At 65.7% G+C, this 20,908-nt stretch carries 21 protein-coding genes; 5 read left to right on the top strand and 16 right to left on the bottom strand.

Annotation, left to right across the window (positions count from 1 at the left end):
* Positions 1-75: 75 nt before the first annotated feature.
* Together tsf and rpsB are read right to left on the bottom strand one after the other, a co-directional pair.
* Complete coding sequence (gene tsf / locus ACI3ET_RS06770; RefSeq protein ID WP_405032225.1) at positions 76-903, bottom strand: translation elongation factor Ts; 828 nt, start codon at positions 901-903, stop codon at positions 76-78.
* 40 nt (positions 904-943) lie between these two features.
* A complete protein-coding gene (rpsB, locus tag ACI3ET_RS06765) occupies positions 944-1,939 on the bottom strand; it encodes a 30S ribosomal protein S2 (RefSeq protein WP_405032224.1) in 996 nt (331 codons plus the stop codon).
* 263 nt (positions 1,940-2,202) lie between these two features.
* Here rpsB and ACI3ET_RS06760 point away from each other — a divergent pair, with 263 nt between their 5' ends.
* The 3 genes from ACI3ET_RS06760 to ACI3ET_RS06750 are packed head-to-tail and all read left to right on the top strand — an operon-like array spanning position 2,203 to position 4,937.
* On the top strand, positions 2,203-3,366 hold the full coding sequence (locus ACI3ET_RS06760) for a pyridoxal phosphate-dependent aminotransferase (RefSeq protein WP_405032222.1): 1,164 nt from the start codon (positions 2,203-2,205) through the stop codon (positions 3,364-3,366).
* Positions 3,367-3,379: 13 nt separating this feature from the next.
* On the top strand, positions 3,380-4,009 hold the full coding sequence (locus ACI3ET_RS06755) for an RDD family protein (RefSeq protein ID WP_405032221.1): 630 nt from the start codon (positions 3,380-3,382) through the stop codon (positions 4,007-4,009).
* A 4-nt stretch (positions 4,010-4,013) separates the two neighbouring features.
* Positions 4,014-4,937 carry a tyrosine recombinase XerC gene (locus tag ACI3ET_RS06750; protein ID WP_405032219.1) on the top strand — a complete coding sequence of 308 codons (924 nt, stop codon included), beginning with the start codon at positions 4,014-4,016 and terminating at the stop codon, positions 4,935-4,937.
* Positions 4,938-5,027: 90 nt separating this feature from the next.
* On the opposite strand, the gene ACI3ET_RS06745 is transcribed toward ACI3ET_RS06750, so the two are convergent.
* The 9 genes from ACI3ET_RS06745 to ACI3ET_RS06705 all read right to left on the bottom strand — a co-directional run bounded on the left by ACI3ET_RS06745 (position 5,028) and on the right by ACI3ET_RS06705 (position 12,309).
* Positions 5,028-5,645 (bottom strand): DinB family protein, encoded by a 618-nt coding sequence (locus tag ACI3ET_RS06745; RefSeq protein ID WP_405032218.1) that lies wholly within the window; start codon positions 5,643-5,645, stop codon positions 5,028-5,030.
* Positions 5,642-6,106, bottom strand: a complete 465-nt coding sequence (locus ACI3ET_RS06740) for an SRPBCC family protein (protein WP_405032217.1) — start codon at positions 6,104-6,106, stop codon at positions 5,642-5,644. Before ACI3ET_RS06740 ends, ACI3ET_RS06745 begins: the two co-directional genes overlap by 4 nt.
* Before the next feature lie 23 nt (positions 6,107-6,129).
* On the bottom strand, positions 6,130-6,690 hold the full coding sequence (locus tag ACI3ET_RS06735) for a M23 family metallopeptidase (protein WP_405032216.1): 561 nt from the start codon (positions 6,688-6,690) through the stop codon (positions 6,130-6,132).
* A complete protein-coding gene (dprA, locus tag ACI3ET_RS06730) occupies positions 6,687-7,805 on the bottom strand; it encodes a DNA-processing protein DprA (protein WP_405032215.1) in 1,119 nt (372 codons plus the stop codon). The genes ACI3ET_RS06735 and dprA overlap by 4 nt, the downstream gene beginning before the upstream one ends.
* A complete protein-coding gene (locus tag ACI3ET_RS06725; RefSeq protein ID WP_405032214.1) occupies positions 7,802-8,425 on the bottom strand; it encodes an ATP-binding protein in 624 nt (207 codons plus the stop codon). The genes dprA and ACI3ET_RS06725 overlap by 4 nt, the downstream gene beginning before the upstream one ends.
* Before the next feature lie 151 nt (positions 8,426-8,576).
* The gene (locus tag ACI3ET_RS06720; RefSeq protein ID WP_405032232.1) at positions 8,577-9,215 is read right to left on the bottom strand and encodes a S1 family peptidase; all 639 of its coding nucleotides are present in this window, start codon (positions 9,213-9,215) and stop codon (positions 8,577-8,579) included.
* A 529-nt stretch (positions 9,216-9,744) separates the two neighbouring features.
* The gene (locus ACI3ET_RS06715) at positions 9,745-10,875 is read right to left on the bottom strand and encodes a hypothetical protein (protein WP_405032213.1); all 1,131 of its coding nucleotides are present in this window, start codon (positions 10,873-10,875) and stop codon (positions 9,745-9,747) included.
* Between the two features lie 451 nt (positions 10,876-11,326).
* A complete protein-coding gene (locus tag ACI3ET_RS06710; protein WP_405032212.1) occupies positions 11,327-11,758 on the bottom strand; it encodes a sigma factor-like helix-turn-helix DNA-binding protein in 432 nt (143 codons plus the stop codon).
* Between the two features lie 164 nt (positions 11,759-11,922).
* The gene (locus tag ACI3ET_RS06705; RefSeq protein ID WP_405032211.1) at positions 11,923-12,309 is read right to left on the bottom strand and encodes a hypothetical protein; all 387 of its coding nucleotides are present in this window, start codon (positions 12,307-12,309) and stop codon (positions 11,923-11,925) included.
* Between the two features lie 419 nt (positions 12,310-12,728).
* Between ACI3ET_RS06705 and ACI3ET_RS06700 the strand changes: the two genes are divergently transcribed.
* Positions 12,729-13,130 carry a hypothetical protein gene (locus ACI3ET_RS06700; protein ID WP_405032210.1) on the top strand — a complete coding sequence of 134 codons (402 nt, stop codon included), beginning with the start codon at positions 12,729-12,731 and terminating at the stop codon, positions 13,128-13,130.
* An 82-nt stretch (positions 13,131-13,212) separates the two neighbouring features.
* On the opposite strand, the gene ACI3ET_RS06695 is transcribed toward ACI3ET_RS06700, so the two are convergent.
* The 4 genes from ACI3ET_RS06695 to ACI3ET_RS06680 all read right to left on the bottom strand — a co-directional run bounded on the left by ACI3ET_RS06695 (position 13,213) and on the right by ACI3ET_RS06680 (position 16,590).
* Positions 13,213-14,286: a hypothetical protein gene (locus ACI3ET_RS06695; RefSeq protein ID WP_405032209.1), complete on the bottom strand. Its 1,074-nt coding sequence runs from the start codon at positions 14,284-14,286 to the stop codon at positions 13,213-13,215.
* 507 nt (positions 14,287-14,793) lie between these two features.
* A complete protein-coding gene (locus ACI3ET_RS06690; RefSeq protein WP_405032208.1) occupies positions 14,794-15,489 on the bottom strand; it encodes a hypothetical protein in 696 nt (231 codons plus the stop codon).
* 154 nt (positions 15,490-15,643) lie between these two features.
* Positions 15,644-15,868 (bottom strand): hypothetical protein, encoded by a 225-nt coding sequence (locus ACI3ET_RS06685; protein WP_405032207.1) that lies wholly within the window; start codon positions 15,866-15,868, stop codon positions 15,644-15,646.
* A gap of 515 nt (positions 15,869-16,383) precedes the next feature.
* Complete coding sequence (locus ACI3ET_RS06680) at positions 16,384-16,590, bottom strand: helix-turn-helix domain-containing protein (protein ID WP_405032206.1); 207 nt, start codon at positions 16,588-16,590, stop codon at positions 16,384-16,386.
* Positions 16,591-18,564: 1,974 nt separating this feature from the next.
* Between ACI3ET_RS06680 and ACI3ET_RS06675 the strand changes: the two genes are divergently transcribed.
* Complete coding sequence (locus ACI3ET_RS06675; protein ID WP_405032205.1) at positions 18,565-18,969, top strand: NINE protein; 405 nt, start codon at positions 18,565-18,567, stop codon at positions 18,967-18,969.
* Positions 18,970-19,474: 505 nt separating this feature from the next.
* Here the strand turns inward: ACI3ET_RS06675 and ACI3ET_RS06670 are convergent.
* On the bottom strand, positions 19,475-20,905 hold the full coding sequence (locus ACI3ET_RS06670) for a recombinase family protein (protein ID WP_405032204.1): 1,431 nt from the start codon (positions 20,903-20,905) through the stop codon (positions 19,475-19,477).
* Between the last annotated feature and the right edge of the window lie 3 nt (positions 20,906-20,908).

Here is a 20,908-nt window from a genome sequence, read left to right as displayed (position 1 = left end):
GTTCGTCCCCCGGACGGGAGGAGGCCCCAAACCAGAGAAGGGGGGCGGCCCCTCCTCGGGGGTGCCTGCGTGGTGTCAGACGCCGACCTTGAACCGGGCGAAGCCGAGGACGGTCGCCCCGGCCTCCTTGGCCACCTGGGCCACGGTCTTCTTGTTGTCCTTGGCGAAGGCCTGGTCGAGGAGCACGTTCTCCTTGAAGAACCCGTTCACCCGACCCTCGACGATCTTGGGCAGCGCCTGCTCGGGCTTGCCCTCCTCGCGGGCGGTCTCCTCGGCGATGCGACGCTCGCTGGCGACGGTGTCCGCGTCGATCTCGGCACGGGTCAGCACGGACGGCGAGAAGGCCGCGACGTGCATGGCGATGTCGCGCGCGGTCTGCACGTCGCCGCCCTCGGTGGCGACCAGGACACCGATCTGCGGGGGCAGGTCGGGGTTGGTCTTGTGCAGGTAGGAGACCACCTGAGGACCCTCGAGGCGGGCGACGCGACGGACCTCGATCTTCTCGCCGATGGCCGCGTTGGCCTCGTCGACGACCACCTGGACGGTGCGCCCGTCCAGGTCGGAGGCCAGCAGCTCCTCTGCGCTGGTCGCGCTGACGGCCACGGCCTGGGCCAGCAGCTGGTCGGAGAGCTCACCGAACTTCGGGCCCTTGGCCACGAAGTCGGTCTCGCAGTTGACCTCGACGAGCGTGCCGACGCCCTCCTCGACCTGCGCGCGCACCAGGCCGTTGGAGGCCGAGCGGCCCTCGCGCTTGGTGACGCCCTTCAGACCCTTGACGCGCAGGATCTCGGTGGCCTTGTTGGTGTCGCCGTCAGCCTCGTCAAGAGCCTTCTTGACGTCCATCATGCCGGCCCCGGTGGACTCGCGCAGGGCCTTGATGTCAGCGGCGGTGTAGTTCGCCATGAGTGCGGTTTCGCTCCTTCAGCTGTGGGACTGCGGTTGATCAGGACTCGGTGGGCTCGGCGGCCGGGGTCTCCTCGGCGGCCGGGGTCTCCTCGGCGACCGGGGTCTCCTCGGCGACCGGCGTCTCCTCGGCGACCGGCGTCTCCTCGGCAGCCGGGGTCTCCTCGGCAGCCGGGGTCTCCTCGGCGACCGGGGTCTCCTCGGCGACCGGCGTCTCCTCGGCGACCGGCGTCTCCTCGGTAACCGGGGCGGCGTCGGCAGCCGGGGCCTCGGCGCCGGCGAGCAGCTCGCGCTCCCACTCGGCCATCGGCTCGTTCGCCGCGGAGTCCTCGGAGGAGCCGCCGCCGGAACGGGCCATGAGCCCCTCCGCGACGGCGTCGGCGACCACGCGGGTCAGCAGGGTGACCGACCGGATGGCGTCGTCGTTGCCCGGGATCTTGTAGTCGACCTCGTCGGGGTCGCAGTTGGTGTCGAGGATCGCGATGACCGGCAGGCCCAGCTTGCGGGCCTCGGTGACCGCGAGGTGCTCCTTCTTGGTGTCGACGACCCAGATGGCCGAGGGCACCTTCTGCATGTCGCGGATACCGCCGAGCGTCTTGCTCAGCTTCTCGAACTCACGACGCATCATGAGGAGCTCCTTCTTCGTGTGGCTGCTGCCGGCCACGTCGTCGAAGTCGATCTCCTCGAGCTCCTTCATGCGCGTGAGGCGCTTGGAGACGGTCTGGAAGTTGGTGAGCATGCCACCGAGCCAGCGGTGGTTGACGTACGGCATGCCGACGCGGGTCGCCTGCTCGGCGATGGCCTCCTGGGCCTGCTTCTTGGTGCCGACGAAGAGGATGGCACCGCCGTGGGCGACGGTCTGCTTGACGTAGTCGTAGGCCTCGTTGAGGTAGGTCAGCGACTGCTGCAGGTCGATGATGTAGATGCCGTTGCGCTCGGTCATGATGAAGCGCTTCATCTTGGGGTTCCACCGGCGGGTCTGGTGCCCGAAGTGGACGCCGCTCTCGAGGAGCTGGCGCATGGTGACGACGGCCATGCCGTGTCTCGCTTTCTGTTCGAGGTGCAGTTGGTGTCCTGGCCCGGGGACGCTCCCACCCGCCGCCAGGTTGGCGTCGGGACCGCGAGAGTCGCCGTCGAGCACCGCTCGACCGCGCCCGGGCGCGAATTCGCGTGGGGCCTCGCTCTGCGAGAGGGCAGGGCACACCACACGTCCTTCCATCGTAGGCCAGACCAGACCCGCCCCACGAATCCGTGGGGAGCAGAGGCCGTCGCCCGGACCGGGGTGGTTACGGTGGCGGCATGACCTCCCCGCTCGTCGCCCGTATGCAGCCCTTCGGCACCACCGTCTTCGCGGAGATGACCCAGCGGGCGCTGCAGTTCGACGCCGTCAACCTGGGGCAGGGCTTCCCGGACACCGACGGCCCCGCGCGGATGCGGGAGATCGCGGCCGAGGGGGTGCGCGGCGGGCTCAACCAGTACGCCCCGGCCCGAGGTCTTCCGGAGCTGCGCACCGCGGTCGCGGAGCACCAGCAGCGCTTCTACGGCATACCCCTCGACCCGGACACGCAGGTGCTGGTGACGGTCGGGGCCACCGAGGCCATCGCCGCCGCGCTCCTCGCGCTCGTCGAGCCCGGGGACGAGGTCGTCGTCATCGAGCCGAGCTACGACTCCTACGACGCGAGCGTCGCGCTGGCCGGTGGGCGCCTCCGGTCCGTCCCCCTCCGCTTCCCCGACCTGCGCCTGGACCTGGACGAGGTGCGGGCGGCCGTCACCGACCGGACCCGCGTGCTGATGGTCAACACCCCCCACAACCCGACCGGGAAGGTGTTCTCCCGCGAGGAGCTGGAGGGGCTGGCGCAGGTGGCCCGCGAGCACGACCTGTGGGTCGTCTCCGACGAGGTCTACGAGCACCTGGTGTTCGACGGGCTCGTCCACGTGCCGATCTCGACCCTTCCCGGGATGGCCGAGCGCACCCTGACCATCTCCTCGGTCGGCAAGACCTTCTCGCTCACCGGCTGGAAGACGGGCTGGGTCACCGGGCCGGCCGAGGCGGTGGACGCCGTCGCCGCGGTCAAGCAGTTCCTCACCTTCGTCGGCGTGACACACGTGCAGCCGGCCGTGGCCCACGGGCTGCGGATGCCGGACGAGTTCTTCACCGGCTTCGCCGCCGAGCTGCAGGGCAAGCGCGACCTGTTGGTGGAGGCGCTCGGTTCGGTGGGGGTCCCGGTCTCCCCGAGCCAGGGCACCTACTTCGTCATCGCCGACCTCGCCGGCCACGGGGTGAGTGACGCCGTCGACTTCTGCCGACGGATGCCCGAGGAGCTGGGCGTGGTCGGCGTCCCGGTCTCGGTGTTCTGCCACGACAAGGAGCCGGTGGCCTCGCTGGTGCGCTTCGCGTTCTGCAAGAAGGAGGAGGTGCTCCGCGAGGCGGCGCGCCGCCTCCGCGCGCTGGGGCCAGCCTGACACCCTGAGGGGTATGCCGCCTCCCCTCCCCTCGTCCCCACCGTCCTCGATGACCGGGGCCGGCGCGCGCGCCACCCGGCCCTCTTCTGGCGCCCGCGTGCGGTCGTGGCTGGGCGACTGGCTGGTCATCGGCGCCTGGCTCCTCCTGCTCACGCTCGGGGCGTGGCTCGGGGGGCTGTGGGAGGGCGCGCCCGCCCCGTCCCGACCCACCTGGACCGAGCTCGCCGTGGGCGACGTCGCCGTCACGCTGGCCACGGTGGTGCCGTTCCTGCTGTACCTGGCTCTCAGCGAGTCATCGCGCCACCGCGCGACTCTCGGGAAGCGGTGGGCGCACCTCGTCGTCAGCGCCGCCGGTGGCGGGCGACCGTCCGCGTCCGCGGTGTGGACCCGCAACCTGGTCAAGGTCCTGCCCTGGCAGCTGGCGCACCTGGCGGTGTCCCGGGCCATCCTCGACCTGCAGCTCACGGCAGCCGTGGTGCTCGACGTGGCGTCGCTGGTCCTGCTCGCGCTCGTGGCGGTCCCGGCACTGACCGGTGGTCAGGGTCTGCACGACCGGTTGGCCGGGACGCGGGTGACCGTCGACGACCAGAGCGTCGACGACCAGGCGGTGCCCCCGGCCCCGTCCGAGGGAGCGCGGGGGTGAGAGCGTGGTGAGTCCGCCCGACGAGGTCCCCGAGGACCTGCTGGCCGCCTTCGAGGAGCACCTCGTGATCGAGAAGGGTCGGTCGGTGCACACCGCCCGGGCCTACCTGGGCGATGTGCGGGCTCTCGCCGGGCACCTGGCCGTGTCCGGGGTAGGGACCCTCGCCGACGTCAGGCTGGCCGACCTCCGGTCCTGGCTCGGCGCTCAAGGGAGTGGTGGCGCCGCACGATCCACCGTCTCCCGGCGGGCGGCCGCAGCCCGGACCTTCTTCCGGTGGGCCACGCGCACGGGCCACGTGGCGAGCGACCCGTCGCTGCGTCTGGTCGCCCCCGGACGGGACAAGCACCTGCCGGCCGTGCTGCGGCAGGACCAGGCGGGCACGCTCATGTCCCTGGCCGCGGTCGCCTCCGACGACGCCGACCCGGTGCACGTGCGGAACCGGGCGATGCTCGAGCTGCTCTACGCCTCGGGCATGCGGGTCGGCGAGCTGACGGGGCTGGACGTGGACGACGTCGACCTCGACGCGCGCACCGCACGGGTGCTGGGCAAGGGCAACAAGCAGCGGGTCGTGCCCTTCGGCGAGCCGGCCGCCGACGCGCTCGTCAGCTGGCGGGACACGGCGCGCCCGCTGCTGGCCACCCCGGACTCGGGGCCGGCCCTGTTCCTGGGCCGGCGGGGTCGTCGGGTGGACCAGCGGCAGGTCCGCTCGGCGCTGCACGCCCTGCTGTCCCACCTGCCGGACACCCCCGACATGGCCCCGCACGGGCTCCGTCACAGTGCCGCCACCCACCTCCTCGAGGGTGGGGCCGACCTGCGCACTGTGCAGGAGCTCCTCGGGCACAGCAGCCTGGCGACCACCCAGATCTACACCCACGTCTCGGTCGAGCGGCTGCGCACGGCGTACCAGCAGGCCCATCCCCGCGCCTAGCGCAGACCGGTCGCTCCGCGGTGCCGTCCCGCGCGACCACCCGCACGCGGGCGGGAGCGAGCACCTCGCGACACGTCGTGCCGGTCAGCGTCAGCCGGTGGACTGGTGGGCCCACAGGTCCCGGAGCAGTGCGACCTCGGCGAGGTGGTGGATGGTCTCGCGGTTGATGTGCAGCACCAGGGTGATCATCGGCTGCTCCGCCCAGGGTCCCTCGGCGGGCCCGACCGGCTGCCACAGCTCCTCAGCGGCGAGCGCGGCGACCCCCGCCGACCAGTGTGCGTAGGCGTCGTCGAGCTGGTGCAGCGCCTCGGCAGCAGTGGCGGCGTAGGTCCAGGTCTCGTAGTCGGCGGGCGGCGCGTCGAAGTGGGAGTGCGAGCGCATCGCGAGGACACCCACGACCACGTGCCCGAGCCGCCAGGCGATCGAGGTCACCGGGGCGGGAGACGGCTCCGGGTATCCGAAGTCGAGCAGCCACCCGCCCGCGCCGGCCCGCACCGTGACCGTCCCGGGAGCGTCAACCTCGCGCCGACGGAGGTTCCAGCTGCCGACGGCCGGCTCCCAGAGGTACTCATCGTCGGTCAGCCCGTCGAGCCGGGGGCGCGCCCGGGTCCTCCAGTGCCAGTCCAGCTGCTCGTGAAGGTGGTGCACGAGGCCTGCCGAGCCACCCCCTCCGGCCTGGTGGCGGCGAGGGTCGTGGCCGGAGGTCATCCCTGGGCCTCCTCGGCCAGTGCGGCGAGCAGGGCGAGTGATGCGCCCAGCCGCTCGGAGGTGGTCGCCCGGGCCCGGTCGAACCGGCCCTCGTCGGTGAGCTCGGTCCAGTCGTAGGTGTGCACGACCCGGGTGAGCCGCTCACCCACCGGTACCAGCGCCCACCGCCACAGGTGCCCGGGAGGCCGCTGCCCCGGCTCTGCAGGACACCAGGCGAGGAGCCGACCTTCCTGGAACTCCACGACGTGGTTCTCCCGGACGGCCCCCGAGGTGAGGCGGGTGGTGAAGACGGTGCCCACTCTCCTGACCCGCTGGCCCGCATCCGCGGCGCGCAGGTTGTCGTTGCCGTCCCACCGGGGCTGATGCGCGGGGTCCGCGACGAGCTCGAAGACGACGTGCGCGGGTGCGGAGACCTCGCGGGAGGCGGACACCACGCGCTCCTCTGGATCGGTGCTGTTCATGGAGCCATGCAAGCACCACCCCCTCATCGTCGGAAGGGCAGGAGGCGCAGGCGGACGCCGAGGAGGAGGGGTGTGGGGTCCACGTAACGGTCGTGACCTCGGACGGCACCCAGGTGCAGACAGTCGGCCAGCACGCAGTGCCCACCGACGTCGAGCGAGCCCAGCCGCTCGCCCCTACCGACCCGTGCCGCCCGCGGAAGGCGGTCGGCCACAGGCTGGTAGGTGCTGCGCAGGCCGCTCGGATGGGTCACGGACACGATCCCCACGCCCGCGATCTGTCCGCTGTAGGTGACGACCCCCGCATCCACGGCCAGCACGTTCTCACCCGCCACCCCCACCAGGTCGATGCCCCGGTGACCGGGCAGCCATCGCTGTGCCGGAGGGTCGAAGCCATGTGCGACGTCCGGTGTCCCGGCCAAGGGCCACCCCCACAGGGTCACCACGGCACGGTCGTCCGGGTCGGCAGCGGGTGGTGGGGCCGCGCTGAGGACCGGCGCCGCCTCCGGCGACGGGTGGGGCACGGTCAGCAGCAGGGTGAGCAGCCCGACGGCCAGCCGGGTCGGAACGCGGTACCGGCGGCTCATCGCTGGGTCCGCTTCCAACCGTCGAGCAGCTGCTCGGCCATGTGCCGCTCCTCGAGATCGGACAGCGCGCTCAGCACCTCGCCGAGCCCGAGGCCGGAGCGCACCATGAGCTCGTCGACGCTGGCCGACCGCCGGGGCCGCAGCCACTGCCAGACGCGCTTGCTCTCCGGGTCGAGGTCGTCCTCGTCACGGCTGGCACCCCGCTTGACGGGCGCGAGGTCGATCCCCATGCGCCCGACGAGCTCGACCACCTCTGCCGCGTCGGTGACGAGGCTCGCTCCCATCCGGATCTCCTCGTGGCAGCCGGCCGACATCACGCTGGTCACCGGTCCCGGGACGGCCATCAGGTGACGGCCCAGATCGCGGGCCGCCCTGGCCGTCGTCCGCGCCCCGGAGCGCAGGCCCGCCTCCACGACGACGGTGCCGACCGACAGCGCCGCGATCAGACGGTTTCGCGCGAGGAACCGCATGCGGGCGGGTGCACCACCGGGCGGGGTCTCGCTCACCACCGCGCCGTCCCGGCCGATCCGGGCCAGGAGCTCTGTGTTGGCCCGGGGGTAGGGGACGTCCACCCCACCGGCGAGGACGGCGACCGTGTCACCGTCCACCACCAGCGCGCCCCGGTGCGCGGCCGCGTCGATGCCGTAGGCCGCCCCCGACACGACGGGGAAGCCGCGCTCGACGAGGTCGGCTCCCAGGCGGGCCGCCACCTCGTCGCCGTAGGCGCTGCTCGCCCGGGCGCCGACGACCGCGACCCCGCGCTCGGCGACCTCGTCCAGGCGCAGCGGCCCGCGTGCCCACAGGCACCAGGGCGGGGCCGCGAGCTCGTGCAGCTGCTCCGGCCACTCCTCGTCGCCGGGGACGAGGACACGCAGACCGAGCGCCCGGCACACCTGCTCGTCATCGATGTGGCGGGAGCGGATGAGCCGGGAGGACAACCGCTCCAGGCTGACCCCCTCCGGGGTGCGCCCGTCACGCTCGGCATAGCCGACGAGGTCCGCGACGCCGTGCTCGGCGACGAGCTGCTGGATCCGGTCGTCGTAGGGCTCAGCGATGCGCGACAGGAGCGTGCGCGCCCCCCGCTCGTCCCGGACACCCGCGGTGCGGGGACTCATGCGACCTTCACCCCGCCCGGCTCGCGCAGGTGCAGGGCGTGCCGCACCTGGGCCCGGCCCGGTCGCTGCAGGTCCGCGAGGTCGCTCAGCGTCCATGCCACGCGGAGGCACCGGTCGAGACCCCGTAGGGTCAGGGTCCCGCGGTCGAGCGCCTCGTCGAGCGGTCGGCGGTCTGCCCTCGGCAGCTGGAACCGGTCGTGCCGGAGCACGGACCCCGGCACCTCGGCGTTGAGCGACCAGGGTGTCTCGCGCCACCGGGCGCGCTGCCGCTCGCGCGCCCGGGCGACACGTTCGGCCACCGCGGCCGTGCACTCTCCCGGTCCGAGCGCCAGGTCGGCCCGGGCGACCGCGCTCACGCCGACCTTGAGGTCGATCCGGTCGAGGAGCGGACCGGAGAGCCGACCGAAGTAGCCGGCCCGGCGACGGGGCGGGCACGTGCACAGCCCCCCGCCGCTCCCGCAGGGGCAGGGATTGGCGGCGAGGACGAGCTGGAACCGGGCGGGCAGCCGCACGTGCCGGTCGGAGCGGGCGATGACGACCTCCCCGGACTCCAGGGGCTGGCGCATCCCGTCGAGGACGTCCCGGCGGAACTCCGGCGCCTCGTCCATCAACCGAACCACGCCACACGTATACGGAACCCTACCCCAGTCTTGCCTGGGGTCGCTGCCTTGACTGCGGAAACGCGTATAACAAGAGTTCGTAGCAAGGGCACCACACAACGCTGAGTGCTGCCCAGAGTGCCGCCATCACTCACGCTGCCGGAAAGTGGACCTAGACCGTTTCCGTGATCCCGAGGACCCCTAGCGCCTTGACGTCAACGCACTGCGAGAGCCCAGATGGAATCAAGAGTGGTTCGGGTTGCTGCTCCTTTGGCTCCACGGCGGGTACCAGCATCGAACCGATTACTACCCCCGCGTAAACGAAGGACCCATTCTTGCCGGGAAGTGGACAGATGAGTGGGCCACCGGAGAACCCCGGGTTGGCATGGATATCAATGCACCAGGTAGCTACCCCGCCTGCGCTCAACCCACCCGCGAGTATGCCCTTCTTCACAAGAGGTGCCTCCTGCCCACTTCCAAGCTCAGTCGACAGGTCATAGGGATAACCCAAGATGAAACAGTCCTGGGAGACGATCAGCCCAGAACTGGATGTCGGGACACGCCCGCCGTACCATTCCGGCCAGAGCGACTCAGGCAGGTCAAACGCGGCGACATCGCCAGGGGCATCTAGAGGTCCTACTCGATCCAAGAGACCCGTCGTGGGTGCGTGAGAACCCCAGGCCTGATGGAAGTGTAAGACCTCCTCGCGTTCACCGTTACACAAGTGCTTCGCGGTAACTATGGCCTTGCCGTTGCTATAGTCCACAATGAACCCGGTGCCCCGTTTTCCCGCTTCAGTAGTGAGGCGCACTACTCTGCAAAGCACTTCCGCTGGGATCACAGCATCACCCCCTTCCTGTGTTTACCGCTACGCGATCTTGCTTTTTGTTATGGCTTCTGGACGCCACTGACACCCCCGCTCCACGGCCTGGTCCCGGAGCCTGCCACTGATCCTCTTCAACGTGCGGCTGTTGGACTCCATAAGCCATTTCATGTCTAGAAAGACGTGGCCTTTCGGGCAGGGATCGGGACGCGTGGTCGAGAATTCGTCGTGCCAGAGAGTAAGGTCCTCATGGTGAGCTTCTGAGACGCTGATGGCCCATACGCCAGCAGTCTGATTCCCCAACCGCAAGTACTCCACGCCGTGCTCTTCCGCCGTAACGCGGGCTTGACGTGCTCCAGACAACTCGTAGTCCTTCGCCTCCCTTCCCATCGGCCTATAAAGTTGGCTCGTGGGTCGCCCATCCTGTACCCATCCCACGTGGCAGTTGCGCCATGCCAACTCAGACGGTTGAGACAAGGGTCTTGGCTTATTCCCAGCGCTGCCCCCCGAGTTCTGCTCACTCAAAGTGTGCTCCTTTCCTGAGTGCCGTTTGCAGCTTGCCGCGATCTAGCAGCACCTGGGCTGGTGGCTCTTCAACCTCGCCAGACCGACTCCAACTGTCCAGGTAGTACGCTTGGCCATCGCAGATGAGTTCGTATTCGAACTCGCCACGCCTCCACTCCAGTTGTATAAACCCTGAGGGCGTGATGTATATGTAGGGAGCGGTCTTCGATTCCTGGAGAATCTCCACGATTGCCAGCTCTGCCATTGCGAGGGCTTCGTCTGAAGCGGCATCACCACGACCTTCAAGCCAACCTGCTTCGATCTCTCTTATCTCGCGTATACGGTCATTCACGGAATCAGGCAGTGCCAACTCCAAACTGTGCACTTTCGGAACGCTTTGGAGCAATCCTAGTCTGTCCCGCTCCGTCGTAACAGAGACGTTCACCAGCGGGGCGCGATCCTGATAACCCATGGCCTGAGCACCGTGATCCCAAGTTTCCATGTCATCGAATTTTGCAGAGAAGGATCGTCCGAGGTCATCTACCCGTATTTCTAGCGAGTTGCCCCCGGACGATGCGCCGATGACTCGACCTTGCAGGACCTCCTCCGCTTCCACCCTATCCTTCTTCCTGGCGTAGGATCGAAGCTCCTGATTGTACTTGGCGTGGAGCTTGCCCCCGCGTTTTAGATACAACTCCTCAGTGGGGCTCCAGCTCGAACCCCAATTGCCGATGTTTCTGGCGATATCATACGGAATTCCCTCAGAGAAGCCGTGCTGAACCTCTAAATTCTTAAGCTGGTGCTCAAGGAACTCTTCAGACCGATGGAGCAATTGCAGGGAGGCCGAGAACAACCCACTGGCTTCATTTTCTGACAGCTCTGGCGTGATAACGACTTCAGTGCTGCCTGACCGAACTTCCGTGAATCGCAACCTGACCGCGTCGGCGAACCCCCTGGGCAGACGAGCGGTTTCACCTCGCTCCTGGCGGACCAAGTGGCGAGCGATCATGACCAGAATTTGCTGGTACCGCTGCAGCTCGTGGGCGATTTCTAGGGGGTATCCGGGTGCATGGCCGGAGCCCGTCTCGTAGCGCCCGCCGGTGAAGTGCAGCGTTACGAACTCGACGTCCCCGTTGTCGGCCATGCGCAGGACCATACAGCCAAGCGCCCACCTACCCGCGTAGGGGAGGCCCAAGGCAGCGCGTGCGCTGGTGCCTCCGGCGCTGCCTAGGAATCGTCCAGCGCTGCCTACCCTCCAGCTTCCCAGGTGTCGGTAGGTCAGGAAGGCGAGCTGGCCCCGCCACAGTTGTGGGGCAGCTCGTGCGCTTCATGCACCTGCCCACCTCGGGGGACGTAGTGCTGTGCGGCCCTCCTGGAAGGCAGGGGGGATCTCCCAGGAGAGCCACACCGCAGGGCGGGGGTCTGTCAAGGCCGATGGGGGTTAACCCGACGACTCGCACACTCCCTGCACCGGCCTTAGCCGGCGGGGAGACAGTGGCACACCCCATCGGCAATGTCTCCTCGAATCGGCAACATCGCGCCGCCTCTCAGAGGCCGTCCGCTGCTCAGGGGAGCGGGAAAGACCGCTACGCCGCTCAGGACACAGCGACAAGCCTCGGGACGCTGACACGCTCGACCACAGCCTCCGCCTCGCTCAATGACGCATCGCCTGCGTGCCGATTGAGCACAGTCATGAGTGCCACCAAGCCACGGTCCACAAGAGCACTCACCGACGATGCCGTGATGCCTCCCAGGAGCTCTCCGGTCTGCTTCATGGTCAGTCCCATTCCAGAGCGGAGCACAAGGGCCTGCCTCTGCCGGTCGGTGAGGGGTGCAATCTGCCACGCACGCGAGATGTCGGCACGGTGGTCCCAGAAGTCGCAGGTGCGCCTTGGATCGCGCGTGGGCTTGAATCTGCGTAGCTGCGGGTCCGGCTGACGGGGTGTGCTGCGGGGTGAGTTCGTCCACAGCGTGTGTAGTAGTGCCTCTGTGTCGTCCCGGCTGTAGGTCAGGCAGTCCTCTGGCATGGTGTCCTCTCTGGCGGTGGGTACAGGTCAGGCCAACCCCCGTGATGCGAGGACTGGCCTGTTGGTGGTGTCATGCGTGAAGTTGACCCGCTCAGAGTCGCGCCGAGACGGCGAGTGCTTGGGCAGGGGGAGAAGAATAGCATGTCTGACACTGCCCCCGCAAGTCATCCCCCGGAGCGCATGGCCCTCCGCTCGGCCCTCGCCATGGCTTTCGCCTTTGTCTCAGGCGGCATCTGGTCCCACCGGGCTTGCTTCTCGGCAAGCATTCTCCTGGCCCTGGCACGCTTGACCTCTCGGCCCTCGATCCACCATGCACCGTAGATGTAGACCTCTTGCCAACGGGTCCAGATCAGCTCCATGCGGTTCGCTCGTCGCCACTCCAGAACCTCGACAGAAATCCCCATCTCCGCTGCGGCTGTCTCGGGGTACCACCATCCCCGAAAGGGGCCACCCTCCCAGGGGGCTTCCTCGGTCAGCTCGTCGTCGTCAGGCAGGTCGGTGGCGTAGGTGTAGGCATTGACCTTGGGCGCAGTCGTCGTGGTGCTCGTCATGTGTGGGTGGTTTCCTCTCGGATGGTCTGACTGGTGCTCGGGCAAGGACTAGAATCGACCTGCCCTACCTGCGATATGGCCCTGTTGGGCAAGTCCTTGACCTGCGAAGATGCTCCCGATAGATCGGCGAAATAGGGGCAGGTGGGAGAATGTGCCACTTGCCTCGAAAACGGAAAGTATCGGGAGCATCTGTGCTGGTCACAGCGTTGTCTTTGCATCGACGCTGGTGGGAGCGGCGCAACTCCCTACTTGGTGCGTCGGGACTGCTCTCGCGTGCGTCGTGCTGCTCGGCTGCAAGCCTCACCGCAGTAGGTGGCTCGACCCTTCCCGGTGAACGGTTCACCACATCGCACGCAGGTGCGGTCTGTCGGCTCTGCACCGGCTGCAAGGGATGTCAGGGCATCGGCAGGGATGGAACGGTGATTGTTGGCCCGGTCTTTTCGGGGCTTGAATGCCTTGCCGTTGAGACGGAGCTTGGAGTAGCCTTTTATCATCTTGGCATCGTCAAGAGTGATACAGGCACTTACGGCGGAGTCAAGGTCAGCCCTTATCGAGTAGTCGCTCCACGTCTGGACGAATCGCAGAATAGCCCTGCCGTCATCGGTAATGACCGCACTGCAAATAGTGCAGGGGCGGGGCTTGCCGTAGTAAGTGAGGTATGCAGCGCACAAGGAACAGAGTCCCTGGTTCCTGCACTCCTGGGCCTGCTCGTCAAAGGCTTTGGCTTCGGTGATCGTTTCGGTGCTCATGTTGCGTATCTCCGCTGGTTGCGTATGTCGGTGTTGGTGGTGCTCTGTGCCCCGTCATGGGTCAGGGCATGACAAGGGGCAGGGACCAACCCACGAATGAGTCGGTCCCTGCCCCTTGCCGATGTGCTGCGGTGTGGCGCTACGGCCCGTCAGGTCAGCCCTTGGTGCGGAAGTGGTACGTCTGCGACACGGAGATAAGACGCCCGTTCCGGCCCAGCGGCGCAACCTCGGTGACCTCGGACTTGACGCACACTCCCAGCGACCCGTAGGCAGGACGCTCCGGGTTGCCCTCGGCCACAATGGCGGCGACAAGGGCACCGGTCAGTGGGTCGATGTCGCTCTGGTTCTCCATCTCGACATTGGCAGTGACCCGGCACTTGCCGGTGACCTCCCACACGTCGTTGTCCACGCGCTGCGGGGTGCTGGTGCTCGTCACGGGAACCCATGCCCCGTTGGGGAGCTTCTGGGACTCGACACGGGCACCGAGGGCGGGGACGGCACGGAGGTTGCGAGGGCCACCGTAGGACGTCTCAGAGGGCATCTTGGAGAGGGTGGGGACCGCCTCCACGACGGCGTGACCGACGCCGACCCGGTGCGTCTGGTGCCGGTCGGTGCTGGCGCTGGACTCAACGCCGGTGACGGTGATCCGCCCGTCACGCTGTAGTGCCGTCCGGATGTCCCACTGGTCAAGCTTCTTCGTCAGGGGGTCGTGGTGAACGCTCAGGACGACAACCCCCGATGCAACCGAATCACGGATCGTCACGTTCTCGGACTGGTAGACCAGACCTACCCGGTGCTCGGTCCCTTCCAGGTTTCCACCACCACCACGACGCTCGATAGCGGCCCATTCGATACGGGAGAGAAGATCGTCACGGCTGAGGGTTTCGGCCACGAGAATGGCGAGGGTCGGGACCGCCTTGCGAGAGAGCTGACGCTCGGCCACGTTGGCACGGGAGGCTGCGCCCTTGTGGATAACCTCGGCGCGGTCAATCTCCAGTCGTGCCGACATAAGGTCGTCGGCACTGACTTCCAGGTCGCCGGAACGCAGGCGCGTCTCCAGGTGCTCGTAAGCCTCCGTGGACTGCTCGACCAAGGCGAGGGCATCGGCCTCGGCGGTACGTGCCTCAGCGAAAGTCTCAGCCAGAGCATCGCGCTCGGCAGTGGCCTTGTCGTGGGTAACGGTGGCGATGGAAGCGGGAATGTTGGTCTTGGTCTTGGCAGAAGCCATTATGGAATCTCCTTGGGTTGGGGTTGTTGATTGGTCGTTCACGGGGTTGCCTGACGGCACCCCGAATGGTGCCAGTGGCAGAGTGAGAGTCCCTGGCGGATTAGGACTTAGTTCAGCGGCAGATCGGATCCGAGTTTCAGCGGCAGACTGAGCGATAACTAGGGTTCGGCTGCACCGGAGCAGAGCGGCGACAGCCGCGATAGCGGAGGTGACTCCGACTCAGACGGCGGCAAGAGGATAGGCACTAGGCATTGGCAGAAGTGAGTAGGGGATAGGGGGCGCTCCGCGCCAACAGGGACTAGTCACCGGCAAGAGGCTAAGGGAATAGACACTAGGCAAGGCACTAGGGTGCCGCTCCGGTCACGGTTCCCCGAAGCGTCAGCGAGAGGGGATACCGTTCCGCTCCGGACTGTAGGCTAGGTGCCTTTGGTAGTAAGGGCAGGTAGTGGGGTCTCTCGACCCCCCTTCCTAGGGTCTATTGACCCCCCTTACGCTGAGGCTCGGCGTTCACGAGCCAAAGGCAGGTGCCTTGCCACACTCTCTTGCCAGTGCAGAGGCTTGGACAGGTGACAGCTTCTTGCCTGCCTCGCTGTTTGCCACTGCCCAAGGTAGAGCCTTGTCCAACTCAGCATCGGTCCAGACCTGAGGCTCTTCCTTAGGGACAAGGCTTGTCTCCTTAGGGGTTACCTTATCTGTTACCTTCCCTGTTCCCTTATGGCTCAGGAGATGAGCGTACTCGCTCAGGAGATGAGCCGACTCGCTCACGTCCTGAGTGGACTCGCTCAGGAGATGAGCCGACTCTGGTAGTTCGCTCAGGAGACGAGCCAACTCCTCACCAGGGTCTGCGCCCTCTTGCACGTCGTCGCCAGTCCACACGTCCTTAGTGCGCTCGCACCAGTCGGCCAATGCCGCATCATCCACGACATACCATGTGGTTGCTCTCCTGCCATTGGCCCACCCGCCACGGTGAACCTCGACCAGCCCCTTCTCGCTGAGGCTCTTCACCACGTTGGTTACCGTGCCGTCGCTCAGTCCCGTGTCGCCCATGAGCCTTGCCCGTGTCGTGCTGCACACTCCACGAGAAGTCACAGCCCACAGGAAGCTCTTTTCGTTGGTCGTCAATCCTCGGGACTCTCTTACGTTGAAGACAGACTCGATCACGACGTTCTTCTTGCTGGTGCGCTTAGTTCCGGTGTTCGCCATTGGTGTTTGCCTCAGTGTACTGGGGGCTGCCCTGAAGCTGCCCCACGATGGTAATGCCATTACCCAGGGCGCGTGCTTCCGCCACTGTCGTGCTGTTGTTCTGGGTAGTAGTTCATTTCTGCTCCGATGTGAAAACAGTGCTCCACCGGTACCTTCACGCTGCCTCACCATCCCGGCCAACGAGGATCGTGTCCACTTTTCCGTTGACGACGATGGTCACACCATTTGCCCTGAGCATCTTTTCCACGTTGCGAATCTGAGACTCGAAGTCATCCGCTGACTGACGGATGCCTGTCATCCTGACTTCCAGCGTGCCGATGCGTTCCTCTAGCGTGGAAAGTGCCTCGCTGACCTCTGCCCAGCCGATAGTGCTACTCACTTCCCGCTCCGTTCGCCACGACGTTGTGCGCCCTCTCGGCTGCGTTCGTTGCGTCGTGCCTGCTGGGACCGCTCATGCTCGGCGAGAAAGGCTGGGAAACAGTCTCGGCACACCTGCCGCGTGACGTGGCTGCGTGCCTCCCACGCATTGTTGGCGAAGTGCTCGATATCGTTGGGCAGGTATCGCTGACACGATGGGCACCTACGCATGATGACGACCGGCTCGTCGTTGGTCTTGTAGTAAAGGGTCTGACTCATTGACTATCTCCTAGTTGTTGGTGGGTTGGTCGTGAGGCTCTTAGCGTCTGCGTCTAGGCACGACGGCTGCTACTTCGTCCAGATCATTGGCGGGAAGCGACCTGGCACCCTGACGTACTGCCCTGGCGACAAGGAATGCCTCCATGCGGTCCCGCTCGGCCACGGCCTCGGGATCGAGCACCTGCGACTGTGCGGCAGGGTCTGCCTCGGCCTCCTGGTGCCGTCTCTCGACCTGCTCGATGATCCTGCGTGCCCTGCTCACCGGGACTCCTTGTCAGCGAGGTACTTCTCGACCCATGCGTCAGTTGAGGCCCTGGGATAGAAGTGCTGACGGGCAAGCATGACGGTGGGAGGGAGCTCCTTACCCGCGTGCCGTGCGTTGTAGAAAGTGCCCATAGCAATCCCCATCATCTGAGCTACTTCCAGACTGGTGTAGTAGCCGTCAATGGTGGTAACACTGTTCATCGTGTGTCCTGTTCTGTGTGTTCGGTTAGCCACGGAGGTGCCGTGCCTGTCACTGCTAGGAAGCAAGAGTTATTCATGGGTTAGGGCAAATGAGAGAAGCCACCAGAGGACCCGATGCCCTGGTGGCTCTGAGATGGTGCGTATGTGTGGTGCACTCTCTAAGAGGAGAGAAAGGGAGTCACGAGGTTGTTCTGAGCAAGGTGCTATCCACTGTCCTGATACCCCACCGCAGTCCACGGGGATGAAACCGTGGTGAGGGTGCAGACAGGTTCTACGGGGCACGCTGGACATGCCCCGGCACTTCTTGGTCAAACCCCGTGACTCCCTTTCCAAACCAACAACCCAGCGGAGGTGCCGATCACTCGGCATCCCAACCATGCTGCTACAGGCTCACGTAAGCCTGTCCTCTGGCTGGGGGGGAGAAAGTCCCGACCAGAAGTCTTGTCGTCCTTAGACTTAGCGCCTGCACTGCTGCGGACAAGGTGCTGAAGCCTTACATATATAGAAGCGGGGAAAAACGAGGGTTTGTTCGGGTCGTCTGGTGAAGTGTGACGAGAGTCACCGCACACGGGGGCAGCTCGACCCCAAGGGCATCCGGCATGACCTAGGACTCACAAGCCCTACATATATAGAAGATGGGAAAACGAGGGTTTGTCAGTGCCGAAACGCGAAGTGAGACCAAGGTCACATCCCCCGGGAAGCCCTCCACGCCGACCTGTGCCCTTATGGCCCCGCAGGTGCATGGCCCCTAGGACTCACCAAGCCTTACATATATAGCAGTCGGGAAAAACACGGATAAGTTGCGGTCTTCTGGTGAAGTGTGACGAGAGTCACCAGCGAGGCAGTGGCTCGACCGCAGCGTCTCAGCCCCGTCTGCGGGACGGGGGACGCGGGACGTAGGACTCATGAGCCCTACATGTATAGAAGTCACCAAAAACGGACGTTTGTCAGTGCCGAAACGCATAGTAAGACCAAGGTCACACTGCTCTTGGAGTTCGCCTCTCCGCGCCCATCAGCGCCCCTGGCCGGTAGGTGCCATGACCGGGGACTCACGACCTCATATATGGAAGGCACCAGAAGCAAGGGTCCGTTCGGGCCCCTTGGTGAAGTGTGACGAGTGTCATGGATGGCGCGACCAGCCCTGACCTGCGGAAATGACCCCCAGGGGCTGTGTACAACTTGTGGACAAATGGCCTTGGAATCTGCGCGGGATTCGAGAGGCTGTCACATGGCGGTGAGAGGATGCGTGAGCTAGGGGGTCATACCCCCAGGGGTGCGGCAGGGCAAGGGACAGAGGGGGCAGGACAAGGGACGCACACCACTGCCGATGGACAAAGGCACTCACTCCACCGCTGCCACCCTCGCCACTGGCATCCGGCAACGTGCGAGGGGGCAACGGGGCAACGGCAAGAGGTAGGGCAAGGGCGATGGGAAGGGACAAGGGGCAGGCAACAGCGAAGCGCTCGACGTGGCGTCATTCATCGACTCGCGCTCGCCTCACTCAGTGATCCGGCTCGACGCACGAACGTAGGCACGTAGGCACGTGGACACGCAGGGGTCCGCTGGGGTTGCATGGGGGGTTGCACGCGACGCACTGGCCCTGGGAGCTGACGATCCGAGAGCGGTGTGCACGGTTCCTGACGCGCAATGGTGCGCTGCTCGACTCCGTAGACCAGACCATGCAGGGAGCGGACGCACGATGACTCCGCAGAGCATGACTGCCCCAGCCTCTGGAGAGAACTCACCACCCGTGCCGCGCGGGGCCAGACCTTCCTATTGACCGTAGAGTCCTGTCCCCCTTGCGCGAACCGCATGTACGTCCAAGGGGCAGCGCGCCGGTGCACGGGTGTGGTAAAGATTGGTAGCACCAATCGTCTGGGGGGGAGGAGAGGCGGCAGGCCGCCGACCAAGGTTCGAAGCCCTGGCACCCGCGATCCCTACGAGAGTGGGGGCTGAGAGAGCGAGAATGATGTGATGAGTTACCCGCCGCCACCACCGTCTGGTCCTGCTTATGGCAACGAAGCTCTGTACTACACTCGGAAGACGTCTGCGGACATCGAGGCTGGGCAGAAGCACAAGTCCAAGCCGATGGCCTACCTGCTCTGGTTCTTCCTCTGGGGCTTCGGTGCCGACCGCTGGTATGTCAAACAGTGGTATATCGCCATCATCCCGCTGATCCTATGGTTTGTTATCTGGCGTTCCGTGCTCGGCTTCTTCGGTGGAACGGAAGAGGACGACGCGGCGGCAGGGGTTGCCGTCATCCTCCTCTGGATGGCCTCGGGCCTCTACTTCATTGTGGACGCCCTCTTCCTTGCACGTTCGGTGGAGCGGTACAACGCGAAGGTCACCAACGAGGTCCGTGCCCGACACGGCGTCTAGGGCGCACGCGGCTTCCCTAAAGGGTCACGACTACCGGTTCCTGCCGGGGCTGGACGTACGGATTGCGGCCTGACGCGCTGGCGAGAGACCAGACGATCAGGTCAGTGCATGGTGGGGACGATGACTACATCCCTCCTGTTGGTGCTGATCGACCCGATCGCTATGATCCACAGGCACGAGGCTCAGCCGTGACCGAGCCTCAGCGATCCGGCGCTACCTAGCCGGATGGGTCATGCTCTGCCATCAGGGCTGACCTACACGGAACGGGACCACGGTCCCGAATGTGGTAGACAGCAAAGCCCCTGACATCTCAGACCGCTGAGGTTAGGGGCTTTGTTGTGCTTGGTGCGTGCATGCACCTAAGAACTGCTCTCTACACTGCCTGTGTTGACGGGCGCAGTGGTATGCGGGTATCGGTTACCCAATCGTCCGCAGTCGCGTCAGGCAGGATGATTCTGAGCCTGTGCCTCGTGTGTGAAATTCGGCCTACCGCTATGTTGCTCGGTCATGCCGTCTCTCCCTCCGTGGCGGCGTCGTTGCCTGTCCTGAATGTGACCTCTACTAACCTGTCTGACAATCCCTCGCGTGAACCTTTCCCCCTGCGATGCAGGACGATGCTGTCGGTGAGTCTGCGGACGCTCTCCCGCGATTCCCCGATGGGCGCAGTCTCTAACTGCTCGGCAAGGTACTCGACGTCAATAGCGCCATTGATGCCTGACTCGGCCTCTAGTCTCAACAGGTCAGCCTCGATGGTGGCAATCTGCTCCCGCAGTTGCGTCGTGGCCGAGAGCATCGTCTCCCGCTCCAACAACCCGTCTGCGTAGTCCTGTCCCATGACCGTGAGCCTGTCCCTGAGGGCGCTGTGCTTCGCACGCGCCTCCTGGAGCTCTCTGGTATCCCTGGCGACACTCCCGCGCCATTGTTCTGCTTGGTCGGGGTCACTTAGAAAGTCTGCGAGTGCAAGGAAGACCCTACCGTCAACCCATTGCTGAGGGAGGTGGATACAGCCTTTCTGGCATGTGTACGAACGGTGTTCAGACGTTTTCCTCTGCTCGGTGAAAACACGGCCACCGCATCCACCACACTTCGCCACGGTGACCAGCAGGGCATCCGATGGGGTGGCTCTCGGCTTGTTGGTGCGCTTCGCTCTCAGCACTGCCACAGCGTTGGCCCATTCGTCGTCAGTCACGATTGGTTCCCAATCTCCCGCCCCGGCCTCCTTGCCCTGGTAGCGGATAATCCCCTTGTTGCGGGGGTCAAGGATCAGGTTACGCAAAGACTGGACAGACCAAGGGTTACCGGCAGTGGTGCTCAGGTCCAGTGAATGCAGGTAGTCCCGAACCTCTGCAAGTCTTTGTCCTCGTGCGATACGCCGGTAAGCCTCGCGTAACGCGTCAGCCTCCGTCGGGTGGTGTTCCCCTGTCTCTTTCAAAAAACCGAAAGGACGATGGGACCAGCGCCGCCTCCCCTGGGACACGCGCTGCTGATTTGCCAACCTCTGACGTTCTGACTTGCGCTCGACCTCACCAGCCGCCACGGCGGCAAGGATGCGGCCGACCATCTTCCCTGAGTCTGTGGTCAGGTCGATATCACCCTCAGCGGTGACAACCCCGACTCCCTCAGTGATGGAGAGTTTGACCAATTCTTCTAGGTCAAGGATGGAACGGGTCACCCGGTCCAGTCGCCATGCGAGGATCACGTCAACGTCTCCGCGCTCTACCGATTGCAGTAGTTGACGCCACGCGGGACGCTCCTTGCCTGAGGTGGCGGAGACGTGGTTGTCAGAGAAGATCGCCTCGACCTCCCACCCTCGGGCGAGGGCCAGTGCTCGGCAGGCTTCCTCCTGGCGAGCCACTGCGGCACCTGTCCCCGCATCGTCGCGGGACTGGCGCACGTAGACGACTGCTCGTCGTGGTGGGGAGGTTGGTGTGCTCATGCG

The sequence above is a fragment of the Ornithinimicrobium jinqii genome (genome assembly GCF_045032595.1).
Lineage (GTDB): Bacteria > Actinomycetota > Actinomycetes > Actinomycetales > Dermatophilaceae > Ornithinicoccus.
This window is presented reverse-complemented; position numbering and strand designations above follow the sequence as displayed.